Source organism: Wolbachia endosymbiont (group A) of Hedychridium roseum (assembly GCF_964028325.1).
Taxonomy (GTDB): domain Bacteria; phylum Pseudomonadota; class Alphaproteobacteria; order Rickettsiales; family Anaplasmataceae; genus Wolbachia.
Genome location: NZ_OZ034755.1, coordinates 1,000,086 through 1,017,862, shown reverse-complemented (window position 1 = coordinate 1,017,862; position 17,777 = coordinate 1,000,086). Strand labels below are relative to the sequence as shown.

Genomic DNA, 17,777 nt, shown 5'->3' with positions numbered 1-17,777 from the left:
ATTACCACTTTATATGTAAGTGCTATGAAAATACAATGTAATAGTTGTACTAAAACTTACTTAGTATCTTCTGAGCAAATTGGTGCATTTGGAAGAAAGGTAAAGTGTACGAACTGCAATCATATATGGCATGAACATCTAGAAGAAGCGTCAAACAAATCGCACTCTGCTAATATACAGGAAAAAAAAATTAGTGGAAGGAATTTTTTACAAAATCTAGCATTTACCACTCTAGCTTTTGCAACAGCTACAGGGTTATGCGTCGTAATTGCTAATGGCATCTTTCCTAGAGAGATGAACAAAGCATACAAAACGATCAGTTCATATAAGGATTCAATAAGCTATAAATTAGGGTACAAAAAAGAACAAACAGAAAATCCAAATGTAAAAAAACTTGTTGTAAATAAGTTTTATCAAGACTACCTTTTTTTATCTAATTTAAGATCTAGTTAAATAGGCATAAATCATCGCCGATATCGGTATCCAGTTCCTATAGCTACTCAGATGATGCAAATAGTATTAGGGTGACAGAGTCTTAAAAATAAGTTATTTTTTAGTAAAAAACAGCTCATGAGTATTAAAATTGCACCTTCTATACTTTCAGCAGACTTTGCAAAATTAGGAGAAGAAGTAAGAAAAATTAGCGATTTAGGTGTAGATTACATACACATAGACGTTATGGATGGGAATTTCGTTCCAAATATTACAATTGGTCCTAGCGTTGTCTCTGCAATACGTAAATATAGCAATCTTCCTTTTGATGTGCATTTAATGGTCAAATCTCCTGGTAACCACATTGAAAGCTTTATAAATGCTGGTGCTGATATTATCACTGTACATGCAGAAGCAGAGATACACCTTGAGATGTTGATAAGAAAGATAAAGTCATACAAAAATGTAAACGACGCAAAAAAAACGATTCAAGCTGGAGTCTCAATTGTTCCTTCAACTTCCCCAAGTGTGCTTGAATACATAATACATGAGCTAGATATTGTGCTGATTATGACAGTCAACCCTGGCTTTGGAGGGCAGGAATTTATTCATTCACAGTTGAACAAGATATCTACTATAAAAAAAATGATACAGGAGCGTAATCTTAAAACACAAATTTCAGTAGATGGTGGAATTAACTTTTCTAACGCAACTGATATAATAAAAGCAGGTGCTGATATTTTAGTTGCGGGATCGGCGATATTCAAGGCTGAAGATATTAAGAAGGCCGTAAATGATCTTAAAAATCCATCGTGGTAATCCTATATAGCTAGTGCAGCCCTACGTCATACCGCGATTCATTCGCGGTATCTCAGCCGCTAACACGTAGCGGAATGTTGGCAAACCTAAGATCTTTAGCTAGTTAACACAAATTATTTCTATTATCTACCAATTTGAAAAAGTCTCTGGTCCAAGTAGTCAAGCTACTTGGATGACAAGAGGTAACGCAAGAAGTTTACTTTTAATAAAAGCCTGATGATGAATCATTATTACCAAATTTCGGCTTATTTCTGTTGCTGAAACCAGAACGAGGACGAGAAGGCTTCTTATGGTAACTTCCTCCAGGTTTTCTATTAAATGAATTATTGTAATAATTATCCCTGTCATTTGGACCATCTTTCCTTTCCTCGTTGTAAAGCTCACCTTCAAAAAACTCTCCCGTCTCTTGATCAACTCGACGTCTTGACAACTTTGGACACCCACCTTTTTCGAAGTCAATTACTAGTGCTTTGAAAGTATCATCTTGTTTAAGTATGCTCTCTATAGAATCTATGTGTTCATTAGCTACTTCACTTATGTGCATTTTTCCTTTTCTGCCATTAAGAAATTCAAGCTCTACAATAGACTTCTCTATTTTTACAACTTTGACATCAACTATAGAACCTTGTTCTAGTTCTGTTATTGAATCAATCATCATACTCTTTGCAATTTCAGCTTCAGTGCCACTCGTGGCAAAAACAGAAACTTTACCATCATCTCCTATTTCAATTTTTGCATTACTTCTTTCACACACACTGCGTATATTTTTTCCTTTAGCACCAATAGCTGCAGAAATTTTGTCTTTATCTATGTAAAATGATAACATCCTTGGTGCATGTTCTTTGACGTCATCACTGTGTTCTGAAATCACTGCATTCATTTTTTCTAAAATATGTAATCTTCCAGCTTTTGCCTGTTCTAAAGATTTTTCAACAATTTCAAAGCTTATACCAGAAATTTTCATATCCATTTGTAGTGCCGTAACCCCTTCACTAGTTCCTGCTACTTTAAAGTCCATATCACCAAGATAATCTTCATCACCCAATATATCGGAAAGTATCACATACTCGTCTTTATCTTTAATAAGGCCCATAGCAACTCCAGCAACAGGGGCCTTTATTGGCACACCCGTATCCATTAAAGCAAGAGAAGTCCCACAAACTGTTGCCATAGAAGAAGAACCATCAGACTCCAAAATTTCGGACACTACTCTTATTGTATAAGGAAATTCAGATTTATCGGGTAAAACAGGATGAATTGCTTTCCAAGCAAGTTTGCCATGACCGATTTCTCTTCTTCCTGGTGCACGTGCAGCAGAAGTTTCTCCAACAGCAAATGAGGGAAAGTTATAATGCAACATGAAATGCTCACGTCTATCCCCTTCAATATCATCCACAATTTGCTCATCTTGAGTAGTACCAAGAGCAGTAACAACCAATGCCTGAGTGTTGCCTCTTGTAAACAGCGCAGAACCGTGAGTTCTGGACAGAATATCAACTTCAACTTCTATCTGACGTATCTCATCATGCTTACGACCGTCTATCCTTACACCTTTCTTCCTAATTATTTCACGTACTAAAGATCTTTCAAAGTTTTTTACTGCATACGTAATTAACTTTTCATCTTTTCCAGTCTCTTTAAGAGTATTCAATATATTCTCTCTGACCGCTTCTAGAGCTTGAACTCGCTCTTGTTTTACTGTTTGCGAATATGCTTTTTCAAAATCTTTACCGTATTTTTCGAGCTCTTGTGTTATATCTGATGTATCAACAGGAGCAAAGCTTTCAGGCTTATTGCCAACTGTATCAGCAAACTCTTTTATGAGCTTAATGACAGGTTTAAGGTGTTCATGGCCAAATTTTATTGCATTAAAAACATTTTCTTCAGAGAGCTCTTTCACTTCTGACTCAACCATTAAAATCGAATTTTCATCACCAGACAAAAACAGATCCAAGCTGCTTGCTTTCATCTCTTGAACAGAAGGGTTGAGTATATAGTTATTATTTTCATCACAACCAACTATCACTCCAGCTATAGTAAAGTGAAAAGGAACACCAGAAATCGCAAGAGCTGCAACAGCACCAATCAATGCTGGCACTTCAGGAGGATTGACTGTATCATAAGTTAATAGATTACACATCACACTAATTTCATCATGAAATCCTTCTGGAAAGAGTGGCCTTACACTCCTATCTATTACTCTTGAGATTAAAGTTTCTCTATCAGATGGCTTGCCTTCCCTTTTAAAAAAACCACCAGGGATCTTACCCATGGCATAGCTTTTTGCGATAAACTGCACATTTAAAGGTAGGAAATCAACGCTTTCTTCCTTCTTTTTACGTACAACAGTTACTAAAACAGAAGTATCACCGTAATTTACAACTACTGAACCATGAGCTTGGCGTGCTATTTTTCCTGTTTCTAAAGATAAGGTACGACCACCCCACTCTATAGATTTTTTTATAATTTTAAACATACTAAATTCCTCGATTATTTTCTAATGCCTAACTTCTCTATTAATTCCTGGTAGGCTTCATTACCAAATTTACGCTTTATATAATTTAAGTGCTTGCGTCTTCTACCTATCAATATAAGTAAACCACGCTTAGAGTGATGGTCATGCTTGTGCACTTTAAAATGCTCAGTTAAGTTACTGATCCTCTCGGTCAAAATTGCACATTGTACAAAAGATGAACCTGTATCATCCTCTTTAATCGCATATATATTTATCAAACCCTTTTTCTTTTCGGATGTTATCGACATCTAAACCTCATTTTAAATATTAAAAACACGAATAGGTTTCATACAACCATAAATAAAACTGCAGATTGCAATAGGTACACTACCCACTATCGTACAACAAATATCATAATTCTTTAAATTACGCAAGTTATTTAATACAACTTCCTGACCTTTTCTGATTTTCCCCGCATCTTCTGGGGAAATTTCAATTTTGAACATCGATTTTAAAGCCGATTCAATGGGAATGATGAAACTTTTTGCATTACTCCCTGTACCTTCTATTACTCCAGTATCACCTTTTGTTATCGGAGAGTAAGTTATTGTGTTTCTTTCAGCGAGCTGTTCAATTGTCACTGATTCGTTTTCTCTAAAGTCACCTACCATAGTTCTTCTTAATTTCGTAATGTGTCCAAAACAATTTAATGCAATGCCAAGATCCCGAGCAATTGATCTCACATATACACCACTACCGCACATCATAGAAAAATTTGCACTATTATTTATGGTGTCCACAGATATCAATTTCAGCTCATGTATTTTGACTTGTCGGTGTTTTATATTTACCTTTTGCCCACTTCTTGCCAATTTATACGCCCTTGCTCCTTTAATTTTTATTGCTGAAAATTGAGGAGGAGTCTGCTTGATCTCACCAATAAAATTTTTAATTGCACAATTTATTTGATTATATTCGGGTTTTATATCGCTAGTTCTAATGATATCACCACCCAAATCATCCGTTGTTCTTTGTTCGCCCCATTTTATTGTAAAATCGTATGCCTTTAAGTCACAAGATAAATACGGTACAGTTTTTGTTGCCTCGCCAAGAGCAATTGGCAACACACCTGAAGCTAAAGGATCAAGTGTTCCCAGATGACCAGCTTTCTTAATTCCAAAGATCTTTTTAACTTGGGTTACAGCTTGTGCAGAACTAATTCCTATTGGTTTATCGAGATTCAGCCAGCCGTGTATCATATGTGAATTATATACAGCTGATGACAGTTTAGGAAGCAGCTTGAAATATATACTTTAAATAATAATGTAAAAAATAGCTTGACTAACATGCATCTATTAACACATACTTAATCCTTTTAAGGGGACTATTATGACTATAAATACAAATAAAAGCATATTGAAGTGGGAAAACACTGCACATATAACAAAGATGAGTATTGAAGGTTTAGTTGCACTTGCATCTTTAGCGGGAGCAATAACGGCAATATTAATTGCTACTAAAGTAATTGCTGGACCTGCATCTTTAGCACTTGTTGCTAGCCCTGCTGGAATTGCAGTTCTATTTATTGCCGCTGTATATTTTGCCGCAGCAGCTTATGCTTCATATCAGCAAATGCAGAAGAATGAAGAAATAGGAGTGAACGGTACAAATGGTAAGGATGGTAAAGATGCAAACTTTGCTACTCTTGTCAAAGATGTGGTAAAGAGTGGTACGATTGTTGAAGAAACAGTTAAAAAAGACGGCGATAACGATGTTCAGCAATTATTCCTGACACTTCCAATTGCTGATTACAAAGAACTAGCAAAAAATAATGAACCAGTTCACATATTATTAGCAGATGGGAAAGTTGTTAAGCTTGCACACGTAGCTCCTGAAAATAATGCTACTGAATATAAGGTGCAAATAACTAAAGTTGCTGAAAAAACAACTGTTGCTGACATGAAAGCAGAGTTAGGTATGACTACTGATTCTAAGCCATCAAAAGTTGCGGTGAGTAATGAAGCTTTGGAAGCTTTAAAAGGTAAAGTAGCAACTAACTTAGCAGATGTTGCATTAGAAAATGCTATATCAAACGCTAAAAAAGTTTAAAGTTAATGAAAGAAGAGGTAGAGGTGGTTCTGCCTCTTTTTTTTCATTTGAGAAGAGTTACGGTAATCTATCCCACATCTCAACTACATCCTTACTAAACTCTATTATCTCTACTTTTTTAAATTGGTAACAGTTGTTGATGGATTGAATTCTTAAATTCCCTATAAAGGGGATGGCATCATTACCTAAAATTTTACCACTGCGGCAGATTATCAGCCTGTCGATTAAACTATGCTTCAGTAGCTCTGTGATTAACACTCCTCCACCTTCAACTAATAGCCTTGTTATACCAATTTCTGAAACAAGTTTTGATGCCATGTCTTTTAGGCAGACTTTATCGATAATGTCAGGCTCCGATGTCATTCCAGCGCGTGACGCTGGAATCCAGTTTTCATTATGCAATTGCTTGAAGTTTTCTGGATCCCAGTGTCTGGGCACTGGGATGACAGGAGAAGGCGTTAGAATGACAGGAGAGTGTGTTGGGGTGACATCTGGAATAACAGGAGGTTTGTGATTTGAATTGACTATCAAATAATTAATGTTTTTTATTTTTCTCTCTATTTCTCTGTTTGTAATCACCCAAGTTATTACTTTATCTGCAGTCTTTGCAATATTATGCTCTTCCTGCAATTTTTCCTGGCTATCAATAATTAGCCTTATTGGCGATCTACTTCCGAGTTCTGGTAATCTGCAAGTTAAGAGTGGATTATCGTTAATAAGAGTATTGCTGCCAATCATAATTGCATCATATTTTGCTCTGAGCTCATGCACCCAATTTCTCGTATCTTCACTTGTTATCCATTTGCTATCGCCTGTAAATGTTGCGATTTTTCCGTCAAGAGTTGTTGCAATTTTGCAAGCTATAAATGGTCTATGAAATTCTTTAGTGGTGAAAAAACCGACATTCAGTTCTTCTGCCTCTTTTTGCATAATACCTTGCTCAACTTCAATTCCTGCTTCTTTCAGAGCTTTAATGCCTCCACCTGAAACTCTGCTATCTGGGTCAATAGTTGCAATTACTACCCTTTTTATTCCAGCTCTTATGATTTCCGCAGTACATGGTCCTGTAACTCCAAAGTGGCAACATGGCTCGAGCGTGATATACATAGTTGCACCATGGGTTAAACCTTCTGCACTTTGCAAAGCAACCACTTCTGCATGTGGGCGCCCACCTACTCCTGTATATCCCTCACCAATGATTATACCATCTTTTACAATAACACACCCGACAGTAGGATTTGACGCAACATTCCCAAGATTTTTTTCTGCAAGCCTTAATGCAATTGACATGAAATGATCATCAGTCATTAGAAAGAAGTCATTTCATATGAAGTGTCGAATATTCTCCTGTGCTCATGTATAGCAAATCTATCTGTCATTCCCGAGATATAGTCGCATATTACTATTGAACGCTGGGATTCACAAGCAAGTTTGCTCCACTCTGTGGGAAGTAATCTTGGATTTTCATAAAAACATTGAAAAAGTTCCTGTATTATGCGTTTCGCTTTGTTCATCGTTCTACTCAGTTTATAGCTTCTGTATATTTTCTCCATGTTGAATCTTTTCATTTCTTTTGTAGCATTCGCAACTTCTGGTGAAAATGTGACTAGCATTTTATTTAGACTTCTTACGTCTTCTACACTTTTTATTTTATGATCTTCAATATTTCTTTCAGTCTGAGAAACAACATCACTTATCATAGTTCCTATAGTTCCACTCAGTGATTCATGTATGAGTTTGCTCTGAGGTAATTCTGAATATCTGCTCCTTATGTCTTTAAACATTTTTTCAATTAAAGGAACATTCAGCAAATCTTCGATGGTTACTAAATTTGCTCTGAGTGCATCATCAAGATCGTGAACACTGTAAGCAATATCATCGGCAATTGAAGCAACTTGCGCTTCAATGCTTGAAAATTCCTCAAGTTTTAGATCATATTTTTCATTATATTCTAATAACAGCTGATTATTTGTAGAAGACTCCGCGTTTTGACCAAGCAAGGGACCATTATGTTTTGCAACCCCTTCAATCACCTCCCAACTTAGATTCATACCATCAAAATCAGCATGTTTTTGTTCAAGATAAGTTAAAATCCTTATAGCTTGAACATTATGATCAAACTCATACTTCTCACTATCAACTTGAACTAGAGCATCCTCACCTGTGTGACCAAATGGGGGATGACCAAGGTCATGTGCAAGCGCTATGCATTCAGTGATGTCCTCATCTAAGCTGAGCCTGCGTGCGATGGATCTTGCAATTTGTGCAACTTCAAGGCTATGAGTCAGCCGAGTGCGATAGTAATCGTGCTCGTAATTGATAAAAACTTGTGTTTTGTACCCCAATTTCCTAAACGCATTAGAGTGAACAATGCGATCCCTATCACGCTGAAAGCAGCTGCGATTCTCATCTTCTGGCTCTTTGAAGTATCTCCCTTTTGTTTTGCTTGGAAAGCATGCATAACTTAATAGAAAATTATTGTTTGACATGTAAAATTTCTACTATAATAAATTATCAATAATAAACGGTGGTTACTATGTCAACAAATTACAACATCAACTTAACTGATAATGCACTAAAAAAAATCCACTTTCTTGCAGAGCAGGAAGGGGATAAGAGTTCCGTTTTGCGGATTGCAGTTTCAGGCGGTGGATGTTCTGGCTTCAAATACAATTTTCTTATGGATCAAATGAATAAAAATCTATCTTTGGATGATGAAGATGATGATTACGATGATGAGTTTGATGACGAAGACAAAGATGATGACTATGAAGAAAGCGAGGACTATAGAAGCCACTCCAATTTTAGCGAAAAAGGTAAAGATATAGTAATTAATGATGAAAATGGAAACCCTGTATTAATGGTTGATAATTGTTCAGCAAAATTTTTAAATAACTCAGTTATAGATTATACTGAGGATCTCAGTGGTTCTGGTTTTCAAATAAAGAATACCCTTGCTAAGTCTCAATGTGGTTGTGGTAACAGTTTTTCGGTTTAATTATTACCAAAATTTAGATGCCTTCCGGGTCTTTTAAACATGGGTGATAATGTAGCTCTAGAACTAACTTCTGTAGATAAAAGCTTCAAGGACAATTCTGCTGTTGTAAAAGACATCAACCTAAGTGTCACAAGAGGGCAAGTAGTAGCGCTGATTGGCAATTCAGGTGCAGGAAAAACAACTATATTGCAAATCGCAGGCTTGTTGGACAAGCCAACTTCAGGTATAGTTACGATAGATGGAATAAATTGCACACAAGCCAATAATAAGCATAAAACCCATGTAAGAAGAAATTTTCTTAGTTTTGTTTATCAATTTCACTATTTGTTACAAGAGTTATCGGTGTTGGAAAATATTATGCTTCCTCAACTTATTGCAGGAAAAAGCAAAGCTGAAGCAAAAAAAAATTCGCAAGCAATGTTGGAAAAATTTGGTCTGGAAAACAAAGCAAGTAGCATGGTATCTGAAGTTTCGGGTGGGGAAAGGCAGAGAGTTGCAATTGCAAGAAGCATTGTAAATTCTCCAAAGCTTTTACTTGCAGATGAGCCAACAGGAAATTTAGATCCAACAAATTCTTTTAACGTGTTTTTACTGCTACATTCATACGTAAAGGAAAATAACAGCTCTATGCTTATAGTAACGCACAATCATCTCCTTGCAGAAAAGGCAGACTGCATTTTCCAATTGAGAGATCGATCATTAGTGAAGTTGTGAATAGGAAAAATAGCACAATTTAAAACTACCTATGCCTTATACTTATCTAACCAATGATCATTAACAGAGTACAACTCGCATGAAACGCTTTCATTGCTTTTTATACACGGACTTTTTAACTTACGCTGTTTACTTAGGGAACACCCCGATAACATAAACACAGCTAAAACAAAAAATAATAGCTTTTTAAACATAACAAAACCTTTTCATTTATATTACTACACTCATTTCTCTTGTTTGTAAAGGTTAGGCATATTCTTTTACCCTTACCTCTTTTTTGACCTTTTGAGAAGAAATAGCTGCACTGTTTAAGCGCAGTTTTATATAACCATCTACGATTTGAGTCACTTCCTCTTCTTTATCCCTTAGAAAGTGATTAGTATCGTCTATTATATGGTATTTCATGTGATCACTTTTTACTGAATTTATTAACCTTTTTGCTAATTCTGTTACATCGCTTTCTTCTGAGATTGTATCGTTACTGCTTTGTATTATAAGCCCAGAAACTGGACAGGGAGAAAGAAAAGAAAAATCGTACTTAGTTACCGGAAGAGAAAGAGCAATAAAACCCACTATCTCAGGGCGACGCATTGTTAGCTGCATAGCCACCCATGCTCCAAAAGAAAAACCAGCGATCCAAATTGGAACGTTGCTAGGATTATGTTCCTGAAGCCAATCAATAGCTACCGCAGCGTCAGTTAATTCTCCTATACCCTTATCAAAAGTTCCGGTAGATTTTCCCACACCACGAAAGTTAATTTTCAATGCAGAAAAATTGTTATCGATAAAAGACGTATATATACCATGTACAATTTTACTACCCATATTACCACCATATTGAGGGTGATGATGTAAAACCAGCACAACCTGCGCGTTGGCATCTTTGCTTTGGTGGTATTCACCTTCTATCTTTCTTGTTGCATTATTCAAAAAAACTTCTACCACGGTAACTCCTAATAAAAACCTGCTTGACAGGTATTGATGACATGAATTATTAATTATGTATTAATTTCGCTGTTTTTGCAATAAATTTTTTATCGTGTTAAAGCTAACGTACATAGTTATGGCTATAGTTGATGGTAAACTTATTTAAGTGACAGATGAGTCCATTCTCTTTAGAAAATAGTGGTTACGTATATGCTGATTACAATGCAACTGCTCCAATTAGTGAGAATGTAAAAAAAAGTATATTTGAGGTCTTGTTAAAACAAACGCTCAATCCATCATCACTACATAAAAGAGGACAAGAAGCGAGGAAGATTCTTCAGGATGCAAGAGATAACATACGTGATGCTCTTGGTGTTCCAAGTGATAAAGAAATAGTTTTTACGTCTGGTGCGACTGAAGCGAATAACCTTGTTATGAGAGGAATAGCAGGCTATCTGCATGTAATTTCAGCTATAGAGCATCCTTCAATTCTTAATTCTGCATGTAATCCATATATAATACCCGTTAATCAGGAGGGCATTGTTGACTTTTTAGAGCTAGAAAAAATTCTAAGCGAACTTAAAGGAAACAAAGCAATAGTTTCAGTTATGGTGGCAAATAACGAAACCGGAGTTATTCAGCCTGTTAAGGAAATAGCTGAAATAGCACACAAATTTGGAGCAATTTGCCACACTGACACTGCTCAAAGTGTTGGAAAAATTAAAGTTAATATGGAAGATTTAGGAGTGGATTTACTCACTTTATCCGCCCATAAATTTGGCGGTGTAGCAGGCAGTGGAGTTTTAATATTCAATAAAGAACTTGCGATAGAACCTATTATAATAGGTGGTGGACAAGAGAAGGGATTTCGTGGTGGTACGGAAAATATTGTTGCGATTGCAGGCCTTTCTGCTGCACTGCAAAATATTCCAGACCTTCTATTAAAAATGGATGAAGTAAAGGAGCTACGTGATCAATTAGAGTGTGAATTATTAAATCTTGCCAGTGATATAAGAATCTTCGGTAAAAACTCTAAGAGGCTGCCAAACACAAGTTTTATTTATATGCCAGGAGTAAAGAGTGATGTGCAGCTCATGCATTTTGATTTGAATCATATTGCAGTTAGTAATGGTTCTGCATGTTCTTCTGGAAAAGTTGAGCCTTCCCATGTTTTGCTTGCAATGGGGGCAACAAAAGAGCAAGCAGAGTGTTCAATTAGAATCAGTATAGGTCCAGAAACTAAACCACAAGACATAAAAAAAATAGTGGATTGTTGGTATAATATCTACAAGAAGAACACCTTGGTATAGATAATACGTGGTATCATGCAGGGAGCTATAAATTAGATGTAAAAACTTACTTGACACCCTTCGCCAGCCCCCTTATCATAACAGTGAAGCTATTTATTTATCTTCGCAATCTCTGCAGTGGATTAATGACAAAAAACTTAATGTATTTGGCGTAAATCATGCTTAATTTTTGCACTATGTGCACCTCATGTCTTTATAAAACTTCTAGGTTTCTACCTATATAAGCTGAAACGCGCTTATAAAGCGTTTAAGACAGTAAAAGACGTCAAATAGACAAGGAAGAATTTGAATACTAGCTACCCTGGGGTTTTTTTGCCTTTTTTTCCGCTCAGTAAATTTCTTAACGTTTATAATTTAGGTTAATCGCATTTAAAAGCGGCTGAATCGTAGCGTTTAGAATAAAAAACGCCAATATTTTGAAGTACATATAAATAACTAGTCACCAACGGGGCTTCTTTTGCCTTTTTTTTCGTTTGGTAAATTTCTTAATATTTATGGCTTAGGTTAGTTACAAATTAAGAGCAATATTCACGGAAATGGTGTCATTCCAGTGCTTGACACTGGGCACTTTAGACAATGTTACAAAAATAATATCATAGAATTCAATAGGATAATTCCTGGTGTACAGTCCCAGAGTGTGATGGTATGATAAAATATGAGAAAACAATACCATCAAAGGAGGAATTATGGGACCATACACCTAGAGGCTGTATTACAAGAATTTTGGGCGAACTTAGTTATATATTATCGCTTCATATGTGTGATGCACAAGGGCCTTGGAACCCAGATCAAATTACTGAGTATCGTTTAAATTTTTCAGTTTTGTTTGGTGTAATGAGCAGAAACTCTATCAAGTACTTATTGCACCAAAAAACTTTCAAGCCCTTTTTAAGCATGCGTGCTAAAGTTAAAATTCGACCAGGGTAGCCACAATAAGGTAGATAAGCCCAAACGCCATCATGTTTTTAGGAGAGTTTGCTAATGGAGGCTCTTAAGTTGACGCCATTGGCTGAACGGATACCTCTTAACTTGACGCGTATGGTTTATTTAACACTCCCAACGGTTACAAATAATTCACCATTTCTTCTGGTTTCACTATCCTTTCAAACTCCTCCTCAGTGAGCAGTTGAAGTTTTGCTGCTGCTTCTTTTAGAGTGATATTTTCTTTATAAGCAAGCTTCGCTATTTTTGCTGCATTGTCATACCCTATATGCGTATTTAATATAGTGACCAACATTAACGACTGATTCAGTAAATCTTTTATCCTCTCTTCATTTGCCTTAATACCAACTACACATTTTTCTGTAAAATTTAAACTTGCATCAGCTAAAAGTCTTATAGACTGCAAAACATTGTAAATTATCACTGGCTTAAACACATTCAATTCAAAATGACCGTTTGAACCACTAATGGTCACAGCAACATGATTTCCCATAACTTGAGTGCACACCATAGTTACTGCTTCACACTGAGTTGGATTCACTTTACCTGGCATAATTGAAGAACCAGGCTCATTTTCCGGTAACATTATTTCCCCAATTCCACATCTTGGACCAGAACCAAGCAACCTTATATCATTTGCAATTTTCATTAAACTGACTGCTACTGTATTGAGTGTTCCACTGAGCTCAACTAAAGCATCGTTTGCTGCTAGCGCTTCAAATTTATTGCCTGCTGAAGTAAATGGAAGATTAGTAATTTCTGCAACTTTGCTTGAAAAACCTTCAGCAAAACCCTTTTTAGTATTGAGTCCTGTGCCAACCGCAGTGCCACCTTGTGCAAGCTCGTATATACCACTTAAAGTTAATTTTACTCTCTCTATCCCCTTTTTAATCTGGGCTGCATAGCCAGAAAACTCCTGTCCCAGTGTTAGGGGCGTTGCATCTTGTAAGTGAGTACGTCCTACTTTTATTATATTTTTAAATTCCTGAACCTTATTATCCAGCACCTTATGCAATTTTTCAAGATTTGGAATAAGCAAGCAGTTTATTTGCTCTGCTGCTGCTATATGCATTGCTGTTGGAAAGGTGTCATTTGATGACTGACCATAATTCACATGGTCGTTTGGATGTATCGGAGATTTACTACCCAAATTACCACCTAAAATCTCTATTGCGCGATTGCTGATCACTTCATTCATATTCATATTAGTCTGCGTTCCGGATCCGGTTTGCCAAACAACAAGCGGAAATTCATTATTAAATTTGCCATCTATTACTTCCCTTGCGGCTGCGCAGATTGCGTCCCCTACCTTATTATCTATGCTACCCTGCTTCATGTTAACACGTGCTGCTGCAAGTTTTACTATTGCTAATGCTTTAATCAGAGGCTCTGGCATTTTTTCTGTGCCAATCTTAAAATTTTCTAAAGAACGTTGAGTCTGCGCTCCCCAGTAATGTTCACTTGGTACTTTTACTTCCCCTAAGCTGTCTGATTCTATTCTCGTTTTTCTATCCATATTTTCCTTCTTAGCGTCATGCAAACTGGTTCACTACATAATTTTTTCATGTCTACTTCTTGGTTAATTAAATCATACTAGATCCAAGTAGTCAAGTGTGACCTTACCCAGAAAAAGTGGAGAGAAAGTTAAGACGTTTTTGGAGTAAAATAAAACGTTTTTTCAAAATATGGCAAATAGTTTATTCTCTTTGTAAAAAACATTCCAAACTTTCTCTCCACTTTTTCTGGGTAAGGTCAGTTCAGCTATAGGCAGCAGTTTTCTGTATTTACTTTAAATTGAAGAAAGCTCAAATGAAAGATCGTGTTTTGCTAAAAATCACAGAATGCAGTCTGGTTACAATTATTTATCACTAGTGCCTAAAGTGATCTCCTTTATCCTCTCATCTGCTAGTATTTTTAATTCCTCACCGTATCTATAATAATTTCGCTTTATAACGTGTAACTCATCAGCAGAAGAAGAATCTAATTTAGGGTAATATTCGTAATCGCAATTTTCTTCGATGTCCTCAATGCTTATAGATGATGCTAAAAGTGGAAATAGAATTAATAGTAAAGTTAGTAGGATTCTTGTACACCACGTCCTGGGTAGCGCGTGACCAGAGAAAAAAAGATATGGATCCAAGTAGTCAGGGCACTGGGATGACAGAAGATAGTGCAAGAAATTTCGTAAAAAGCTTTTCATACCAACTATTTAAACTCAATTGTGTTATAAATATATTAATAGCGAAAAAAGAAAAACAAGGTTTAATTTTCTTTTTTATTTGCGATTTATCTATTAATTAACCGTGAAAGGTTACGTGTAATGCTCCTTCACATAATTATCAATAATTACCTTAAATTCTTCAGAGACATTATCACCTTGTAAAGTTTTGAAATATTTGCCGTCTTTGTAGACTGCTGAAACAGGTTTTTCTCCATATCCAGGCAAGCTGATTCCCAAATTTGCGTGTTTGCTTTCTCCAGGACCATTTACTATGCATCCCATAACAGCAATGCTCATATGCTCTACACCTGGATTTTTTTTCTTCCACATCGGCATATGAGTTTTTATATAGCCATTCACCTCTTCAGTTAATATACGAAAACGATCGCTACTCGTGCGCCCACAACCAGGACATGAATTAACCTGAGGGTTAAAGTGTCGCAAGCCTATAGACTGCAATATTTCCTGACACACCACCACTTCATTAGTACGCGATTCACCAGGACGTTGAGTCAAAGAAGCCCGTATTGTATCTCCAATGCCATTTTGCAATAAATAAGTAAGCCCTGCTGCGGTATTTACCACACCTTTATTGCCCATACCAGCCTCAGTTAAACCCAAATGTAGTGCATAATTGGAAGATTTTGCAAGTGCCATATAAACTAAAATTAAATCTTGTACTTTGCTAACTTTACATGAAATGATTATTTTGTTTGAATTTAGACCAATTTCTTCAGCTTTTTTTGCACTATCAAGAGCAGACATTACAAGTGCTTTGCGCAGTATAACGTCAGAAGGCCTTGAATTACTAAGCGAAGAGTTTTCATCCATCAATTTTTGCAAAAGGTATTTATCAAGACTACCCCAATTTACTCCAATTCTAACCGGAAGATTGTGCATTATTGCATACTCTATAACCCTTTCAAACTTCTCATCACGTTTGTCGCCAAAGCCTATATTGCCTGGGTTTATCCTAATTTTACCCAGCATTTTGATGTTGTCTGGATAATCTTGAACTAATTTATCTAGCTCATACTGACCACAGCCTACCAATATTTTACCGTCAAAACCTTCTTTATTTATCTCTTCTACTATATAAGGTATTGCCCTTGCTACTTCCTCTGAATTCAAGGCAATTCGCACCAATTCTGAACCTGTACGCGCTAGTTCTGTTATCTCTTTTGCATAATGTTTTGCGCTACTTTTTATATTATCAGAATCTATATGCACGCCAAGCGCCATAGATTGTACAACTATAGGATTATTTCCACCTATCTTTACTTTTCCAACTTCCACAACATGAGTTTTGTGCCTGGAAATCGGCAATAATTCATATGCATCATCATTCAATATCAGGTCTTTATCTAGCATATTATTAATGGCCAATATTGTGATACTATTTTACTGTGTCAGCTACGCTGCCAAATGAACTCGAACCATTCAAACTATAAGCATCTACGTTATCCAAATTAGCAATAGAATCATGTGAGCACGTTTTTCTTGATGGATTTTCTTTTATAGTGACATTTATAGGAGAAACTTTTTTTTCTCGTGTTGAAGTAACTTTCTTCCCTTCTTGTTGTTCACTTTCATGCTGCTCGCTTTCATACTGGGAAACTGGCTCTTGATCTATAAATACAGCACCCTTTAAACGTGCGATATTAATACCATGCTGATTTATCATAGCGCTCTCTTCATCGTCGACTATGCACGCTTCCATGTCATTTGGCTCATTATCAAGACTAGCAATTTTTTTCTCTTTTAATTTTTTGATTAGATCTTCTTTATTTATAGCTCGATCTTGTGACTTTTTTTTCTTGAGCAATTCCCTACGCTTCTCATACAGTTTATATGACTCAGCAAAATCCTCATCTGTATGAAAGTTTGCACCACCAGGGTTACCAGGAGGTATGTATCTCTTACTGAGCTTAGATTTAGCTTCAGCACTATGCACAGTAAAAAAGCTAGAAACCAAAAACATTAATATAAACAAAACTTTAGAAAAAACCCTAAGCATATGGTGCTATAGTAAATATCGTGTTTTAAAAGATAGCAATTAACAAACTTTAAGTAAACCAGAATCTTTACTAACTTTACAATACAAATATTTTTCTAAAAAGTGATATACTTACTATCAAAAACCTACATAGGCTAAGAGAAGAGTAAGGTGCTACAAGTTGCATAACACCTTCTCAAGAAGAGTGTTATGCAACTTAGTCTGGCATTTGCATATGCTTCTTTTCATTGCCATCGATAGCATCTACATTATTAAGTTTTGCGTCTGGTGTATCTTTAGACAAGTTCTTTTCTTTCTCCCTTTCACACTTAACTCCCTGATAGATACAGAATGCAACAAAAGAAGTTATCGCTATTGCGGCAACAGCACTGACTATGGCACAAATTAGTAGTGTTTTTTCTTGATCTGCTACTGCTTCTGTGAGTGTTTCCACTTTTTCTTCTAAACCTGTGAAGTTTTCTTGCAAGCCTGTAAACTTTTCTTGCAAACCATTGAATTTATCTGATAGATCTGTTGACAAACCGTCAAATTTACCTGACAACTCTGTAAATCTTTCTGATAAACCACCGAATTTATCTGACAGTTCTGTTACTTGTTCTGGCAAACCTTTGAAGTTTCCTAATAGCTTCTCTAGTTCTTCTACTTGTTCCTGCAATTTTGTTATGTCTGTTATGTCATTGCCAGACAAACTATACCAAGCATTACTCAAAATATTTGACATTTTTACCCCCTAATTAATTAATATATTACTATTGTACGTTCTCAGTACTTAAATTAGTATTAAATCAATTGTCATTATGTATTGATCTTTTAATAATTTTGTTTTACTTGCT

17 protein-coding genes and 1 pseudogene are annotated in these 17,777 nt (G+C 36.0%); 7 read left to right on the top strand and 11 right to left on the bottom strand.

All coding sequences use genetic code 11. The features are described 5' to 3' along the window. The first annotated feature begins 24 nt into the window (after positions 1-24). Positions 25-453: a zinc-ribbon domain-containing protein gene (locus ABWU23_RS04965; RefSeq protein ID WP_264731275.1), complete on the top strand. Its 429-nt coding sequence runs from the start codon at positions 25-27 to the stop codon at positions 451-453. A gap of 117 nt (positions 454-570) precedes the next feature. Beyond that, complete coding sequence (rpe, locus tag ABWU23_RS04960; protein ID WP_353270884.1) at positions 571-1,251, top strand: ribulose-phosphate 3-epimerase; 681 nt, start codon at positions 571-573, stop codon at positions 1,249-1,251. Between the two features lie 202 nt (positions 1,252-1,453). Here rpe and pnp read toward each other — a convergent pair whose 3' ends face one another. Genes pnp through truB form a run of 3 tightly spaced genes read right to left on the bottom strand, consistent with a single transcriptional unit; the run spans position 1,454 to position 4,962 of the window. Further along, positions 1,454-3,727, bottom strand: coding sequence for a polyribonucleotide nucleotidyltransferase (gene pnp, locus ABWU23_RS04955; protein ID WP_353270883.1), 2,274 nt, complete (start codon positions 3,725-3,727; stop codon positions 1,454-1,456). A 14-nt stretch (positions 3,728-3,741) separates the two neighbouring features. After that, positions 3,742-4,014 (bottom strand): 30S ribosomal protein S15, encoded by a 273-nt coding sequence (gene rpsO / locus ABWU23_RS04950; RefSeq protein WP_264705878.1) that lies wholly within the window; start codon positions 4,012-4,014, stop codon positions 3,742-3,744. 12 nt (positions 4,015-4,026) lie between these two features. Next, positions 4,027-4,962 carry a tRNA pseudouridine(55) synthase TruB gene (gene truB / locus ABWU23_RS04945; RefSeq protein WP_353271045.1) on the bottom strand — a complete coding sequence of 312 codons (936 nt, stop codon included), beginning with the start codon at positions 4,960-4,962 and terminating at the stop codon, positions 4,027-4,029. A 133-nt stretch (positions 4,963-5,095) separates the two neighbouring features. Here truB and ABWU23_RS04940 point away from each other — a divergent pair, with 133 nt between their 5' ends. Beyond that, on the top strand, positions 5,096-5,815 hold the full coding sequence (locus tag ABWU23_RS04940) for a hypothetical protein (protein WP_265045367.1): 720 nt from the start codon (positions 5,096-5,098) through the stop codon (positions 5,813-5,815). 57 nt (positions 5,816-5,872) lie between these two features. Here ABWU23_RS04940 and ribD read toward each other — a convergent pair whose 3' ends face one another. Together ribD and ABWU23_RS04930 are read right to left on the bottom strand one after the other, a co-directional pair. After that, complete coding sequence (gene ribD / locus ABWU23_RS04935) at positions 5,873-7,123, bottom strand: bifunctional diaminohydroxyphosphoribosylaminopyrimidine deaminase/5-amino-6-(5-phosphoribosylamino)uracil reductase RibD (protein ID WP_353270882.1); 1,251 nt, start codon at positions 7,121-7,123, stop codon at positions 5,873-5,875. Further along, positions 7,123-8,304 (bottom strand): deoxyguanosinetriphosphate triphosphohydrolase, encoded by a 1,182-nt coding sequence (locus tag ABWU23_RS04930; protein ID WP_264687883.1) that lies wholly within the window; start codon positions 8,302-8,304, stop codon positions 7,123-7,125. Before ABWU23_RS04930 ends, ribD begins: the two co-directional genes overlap by 1 nt. Before the next feature lie 47 nt (positions 8,305-8,351). Here ABWU23_RS04930 and ABWU23_RS04925 point away from each other — a divergent pair, with 47 nt between their 5' ends. Further along, positions 8,352-8,813, top strand: a complete 462-nt coding sequence (locus ABWU23_RS04925; RefSeq protein ID WP_353270881.1) for a HesB/IscA family protein — start codon at positions 8,352-8,354, stop codon at positions 8,811-8,813. Positions 8,814-8,852: 39 nt separating this feature from the next. Continuing rightward, complete coding sequence (locus ABWU23_RS04920) at positions 8,853-9,527, top strand: ABC transporter ATP-binding protein (protein WP_253309781.1); 675 nt, start codon at positions 8,853-8,855, stop codon at positions 9,525-9,527. A 246-nt stretch (positions 9,528-9,773) separates the two neighbouring features. Here the strand turns inward: ABWU23_RS04920 and ABWU23_RS04910 are convergent, their stop codons facing one another. After that, positions 9,774-10,472, bottom strand: a complete 699-nt coding sequence (locus ABWU23_RS04910; protein ID WP_265045363.1) for an alpha/beta hydrolase — start codon at positions 10,470-10,472, stop codon at positions 9,774-9,776. Positions 10,473-10,627: 155 nt separating this feature from the next. On the opposite strand from ABWU23_RS04910, the gene ABWU23_RS04905 reads away from it, so the two are divergent. Next, positions 10,628-11,764, top strand: coding sequence for a cysteine desulfurase family protein (locus ABWU23_RS04905; protein WP_353270880.1), 1,137 nt, complete (start codon positions 10,628-10,630; stop codon positions 11,762-11,764). A gap of 697 nt (positions 11,765-12,461) precedes the next feature. Continuing rightward, positions 12,462-12,746: pseudogene (locus tag ABWU23_RS04900) on the top strand (IS4 family transposase); the annotation flags it as partial. Between the two features lie 81 nt (positions 12,747-12,827). Here ABWU23_RS04900 and fumC read toward each other — a convergent pair. From fumC to ABWU23_RS04875, 5 genes are all read right to left on the bottom strand, one after another. Further along, positions 12,828-14,222, bottom strand: coding sequence for a class II fumarate hydratase (gene fumC, locus ABWU23_RS04895; protein ID WP_253309912.1), 1,395 nt, complete (start codon positions 14,220-14,222; stop codon positions 12,828-12,830). A 342-nt stretch (positions 14,223-14,564) separates the two neighbouring features. Next, positions 14,565-14,906: a hypothetical protein gene (locus ABWU23_RS04890; protein ID WP_264687880.1), complete on the bottom strand. Its 342-nt coding sequence runs from the start codon at positions 14,904-14,906 to the stop codon at positions 14,565-14,567. A 111-nt stretch (positions 14,907-15,017) separates the two neighbouring features. Next, the gene (ispG, locus tag ABWU23_RS04885) at positions 15,018-16,298 is read right to left on the bottom strand and encodes a flavodoxin-dependent (E)-4-hydroxy-3-methylbut-2-enyl-diphosphate synthase (protein ID WP_264687879.1); all 1,281 of its coding nucleotides are present in this window, start codon (positions 16,296-16,298) and stop codon (positions 15,018-15,020) included. A 25-nt stretch (positions 16,299-16,323) separates the two neighbouring features. Then, positions 16,324-16,944 carry a TRP75-related protein gene (locus ABWU23_RS04880; protein ID WP_253309909.1) on the bottom strand — a complete coding sequence of 207 codons (621 nt, stop codon included), beginning with the start codon at positions 16,942-16,944 and terminating at the stop codon, positions 16,324-16,326. 196 nt (positions 16,945-17,140) lie between these two features. Beyond that, positions 17,141-17,665: a GAS domain-containing protein gene (locus ABWU23_RS04875; protein WP_253309908.1), complete on the bottom strand. Its 525-nt coding sequence runs from the start codon at positions 17,663-17,665 to the stop codon at positions 17,141-17,143. Positions 17,666-17,777 lie beyond the last annotated feature (112 nt).

Bases quoted from the DNA above. Each gene is read 5' to 3' on its own strand.
- ABWU23_RS04965 (WP_264731275.1), top strand. From the start codon at position 25: ATGAAAATACAATGTAATAGTTGTACTAAAACTTACTTAGTATCTTCT.
- rpe (WP_353270884.1), top strand. From the start codon at position 571: ATGAGTATTAAAATTGCACCTTCTATACTTTCAGCAGACTTTGCAAAA.
- pnp (WP_353270883.1), bottom strand. From the start codon at position 3,727: ATGTTTAAAATTATAAAAAAATCTATAGAGTGGGGTGGTCGTACCTTA.
- rpsO (WP_264705878.1), bottom strand. From the start codon at position 4,014: ATGTCGATAACATCCGAAAAGAAAAAGGGTTTGATAAATATATATGCG.
- ABWU23_RS04940 (WP_265045367.1), top strand. From the start codon at position 5,096: ATGACTATAAATACAAATAAAAGCATATTGAAGTGGGAAAACACTGCA.
- ribD (WP_353270882.1), bottom strand. From the start codon at position 7,123: ATGACTGATGATCATTTCATGTCAATTGCATTAAGGCTTGCAGAAAAA.
- ABWU23_RS04930 (WP_264687883.1), bottom strand. From the start codon at position 8,304: ATGTCAAACAATAATTTTCTATTAAGTTATGCATGCTTTCCAAGCAAA.
- ABWU23_RS04925 (WP_353270881.1), top strand. From the start codon at position 8,352: ATGTCAACAAATTACAACATCAACTTAACTGATAATGCACTAAAAAAA.
- ABWU23_RS04920 (WP_253309781.1), top strand. From the start codon at position 8,853: ATGGGTGATAATGTAGCTCTAGAACTAACTTCTGTAGATAAAAGCTTC.
- ABWU23_RS04905 (WP_353270880.1), top strand. From the start codon at position 10,628: ATGAGTCCATTCTCTTTAGAAAATAGTGGTTACGTATATGCTGATTAC.
- fumC (WP_253309912.1), bottom strand. From the start codon at position 14,222: ATGGATAGAAAAACGAGAATAGAATCAGACAGCTTAGGGGAAGTAAAA.
- ABWU23_RS04890 (WP_264687880.1), bottom strand. From the start codon at position 14,906: ATGAAAAGCTTTTTACGAAATTTCTTGCACTATCTTCTGTCATCCCAG.
- ispG (WP_264687879.1), bottom strand. From the start codon at position 16,298: ATGCTAGATAAAGACCTGATATTGAATGATGATGCATATGAATTATTG.
- ABWU23_RS04880 (WP_253309909.1), bottom strand. From the start codon at position 16,944: ATGCTTAGGGTTTTTTCTAAAGTTTTGTTTATATTAATGTTTTTGGTT.
- ABWU23_RS04875 (WP_253309908.1), bottom strand. From the start codon at position 17,665: ATGTCAAATATTTTGAGTAATGCTTGGTATAGTTTGTCTGGCAATGAC.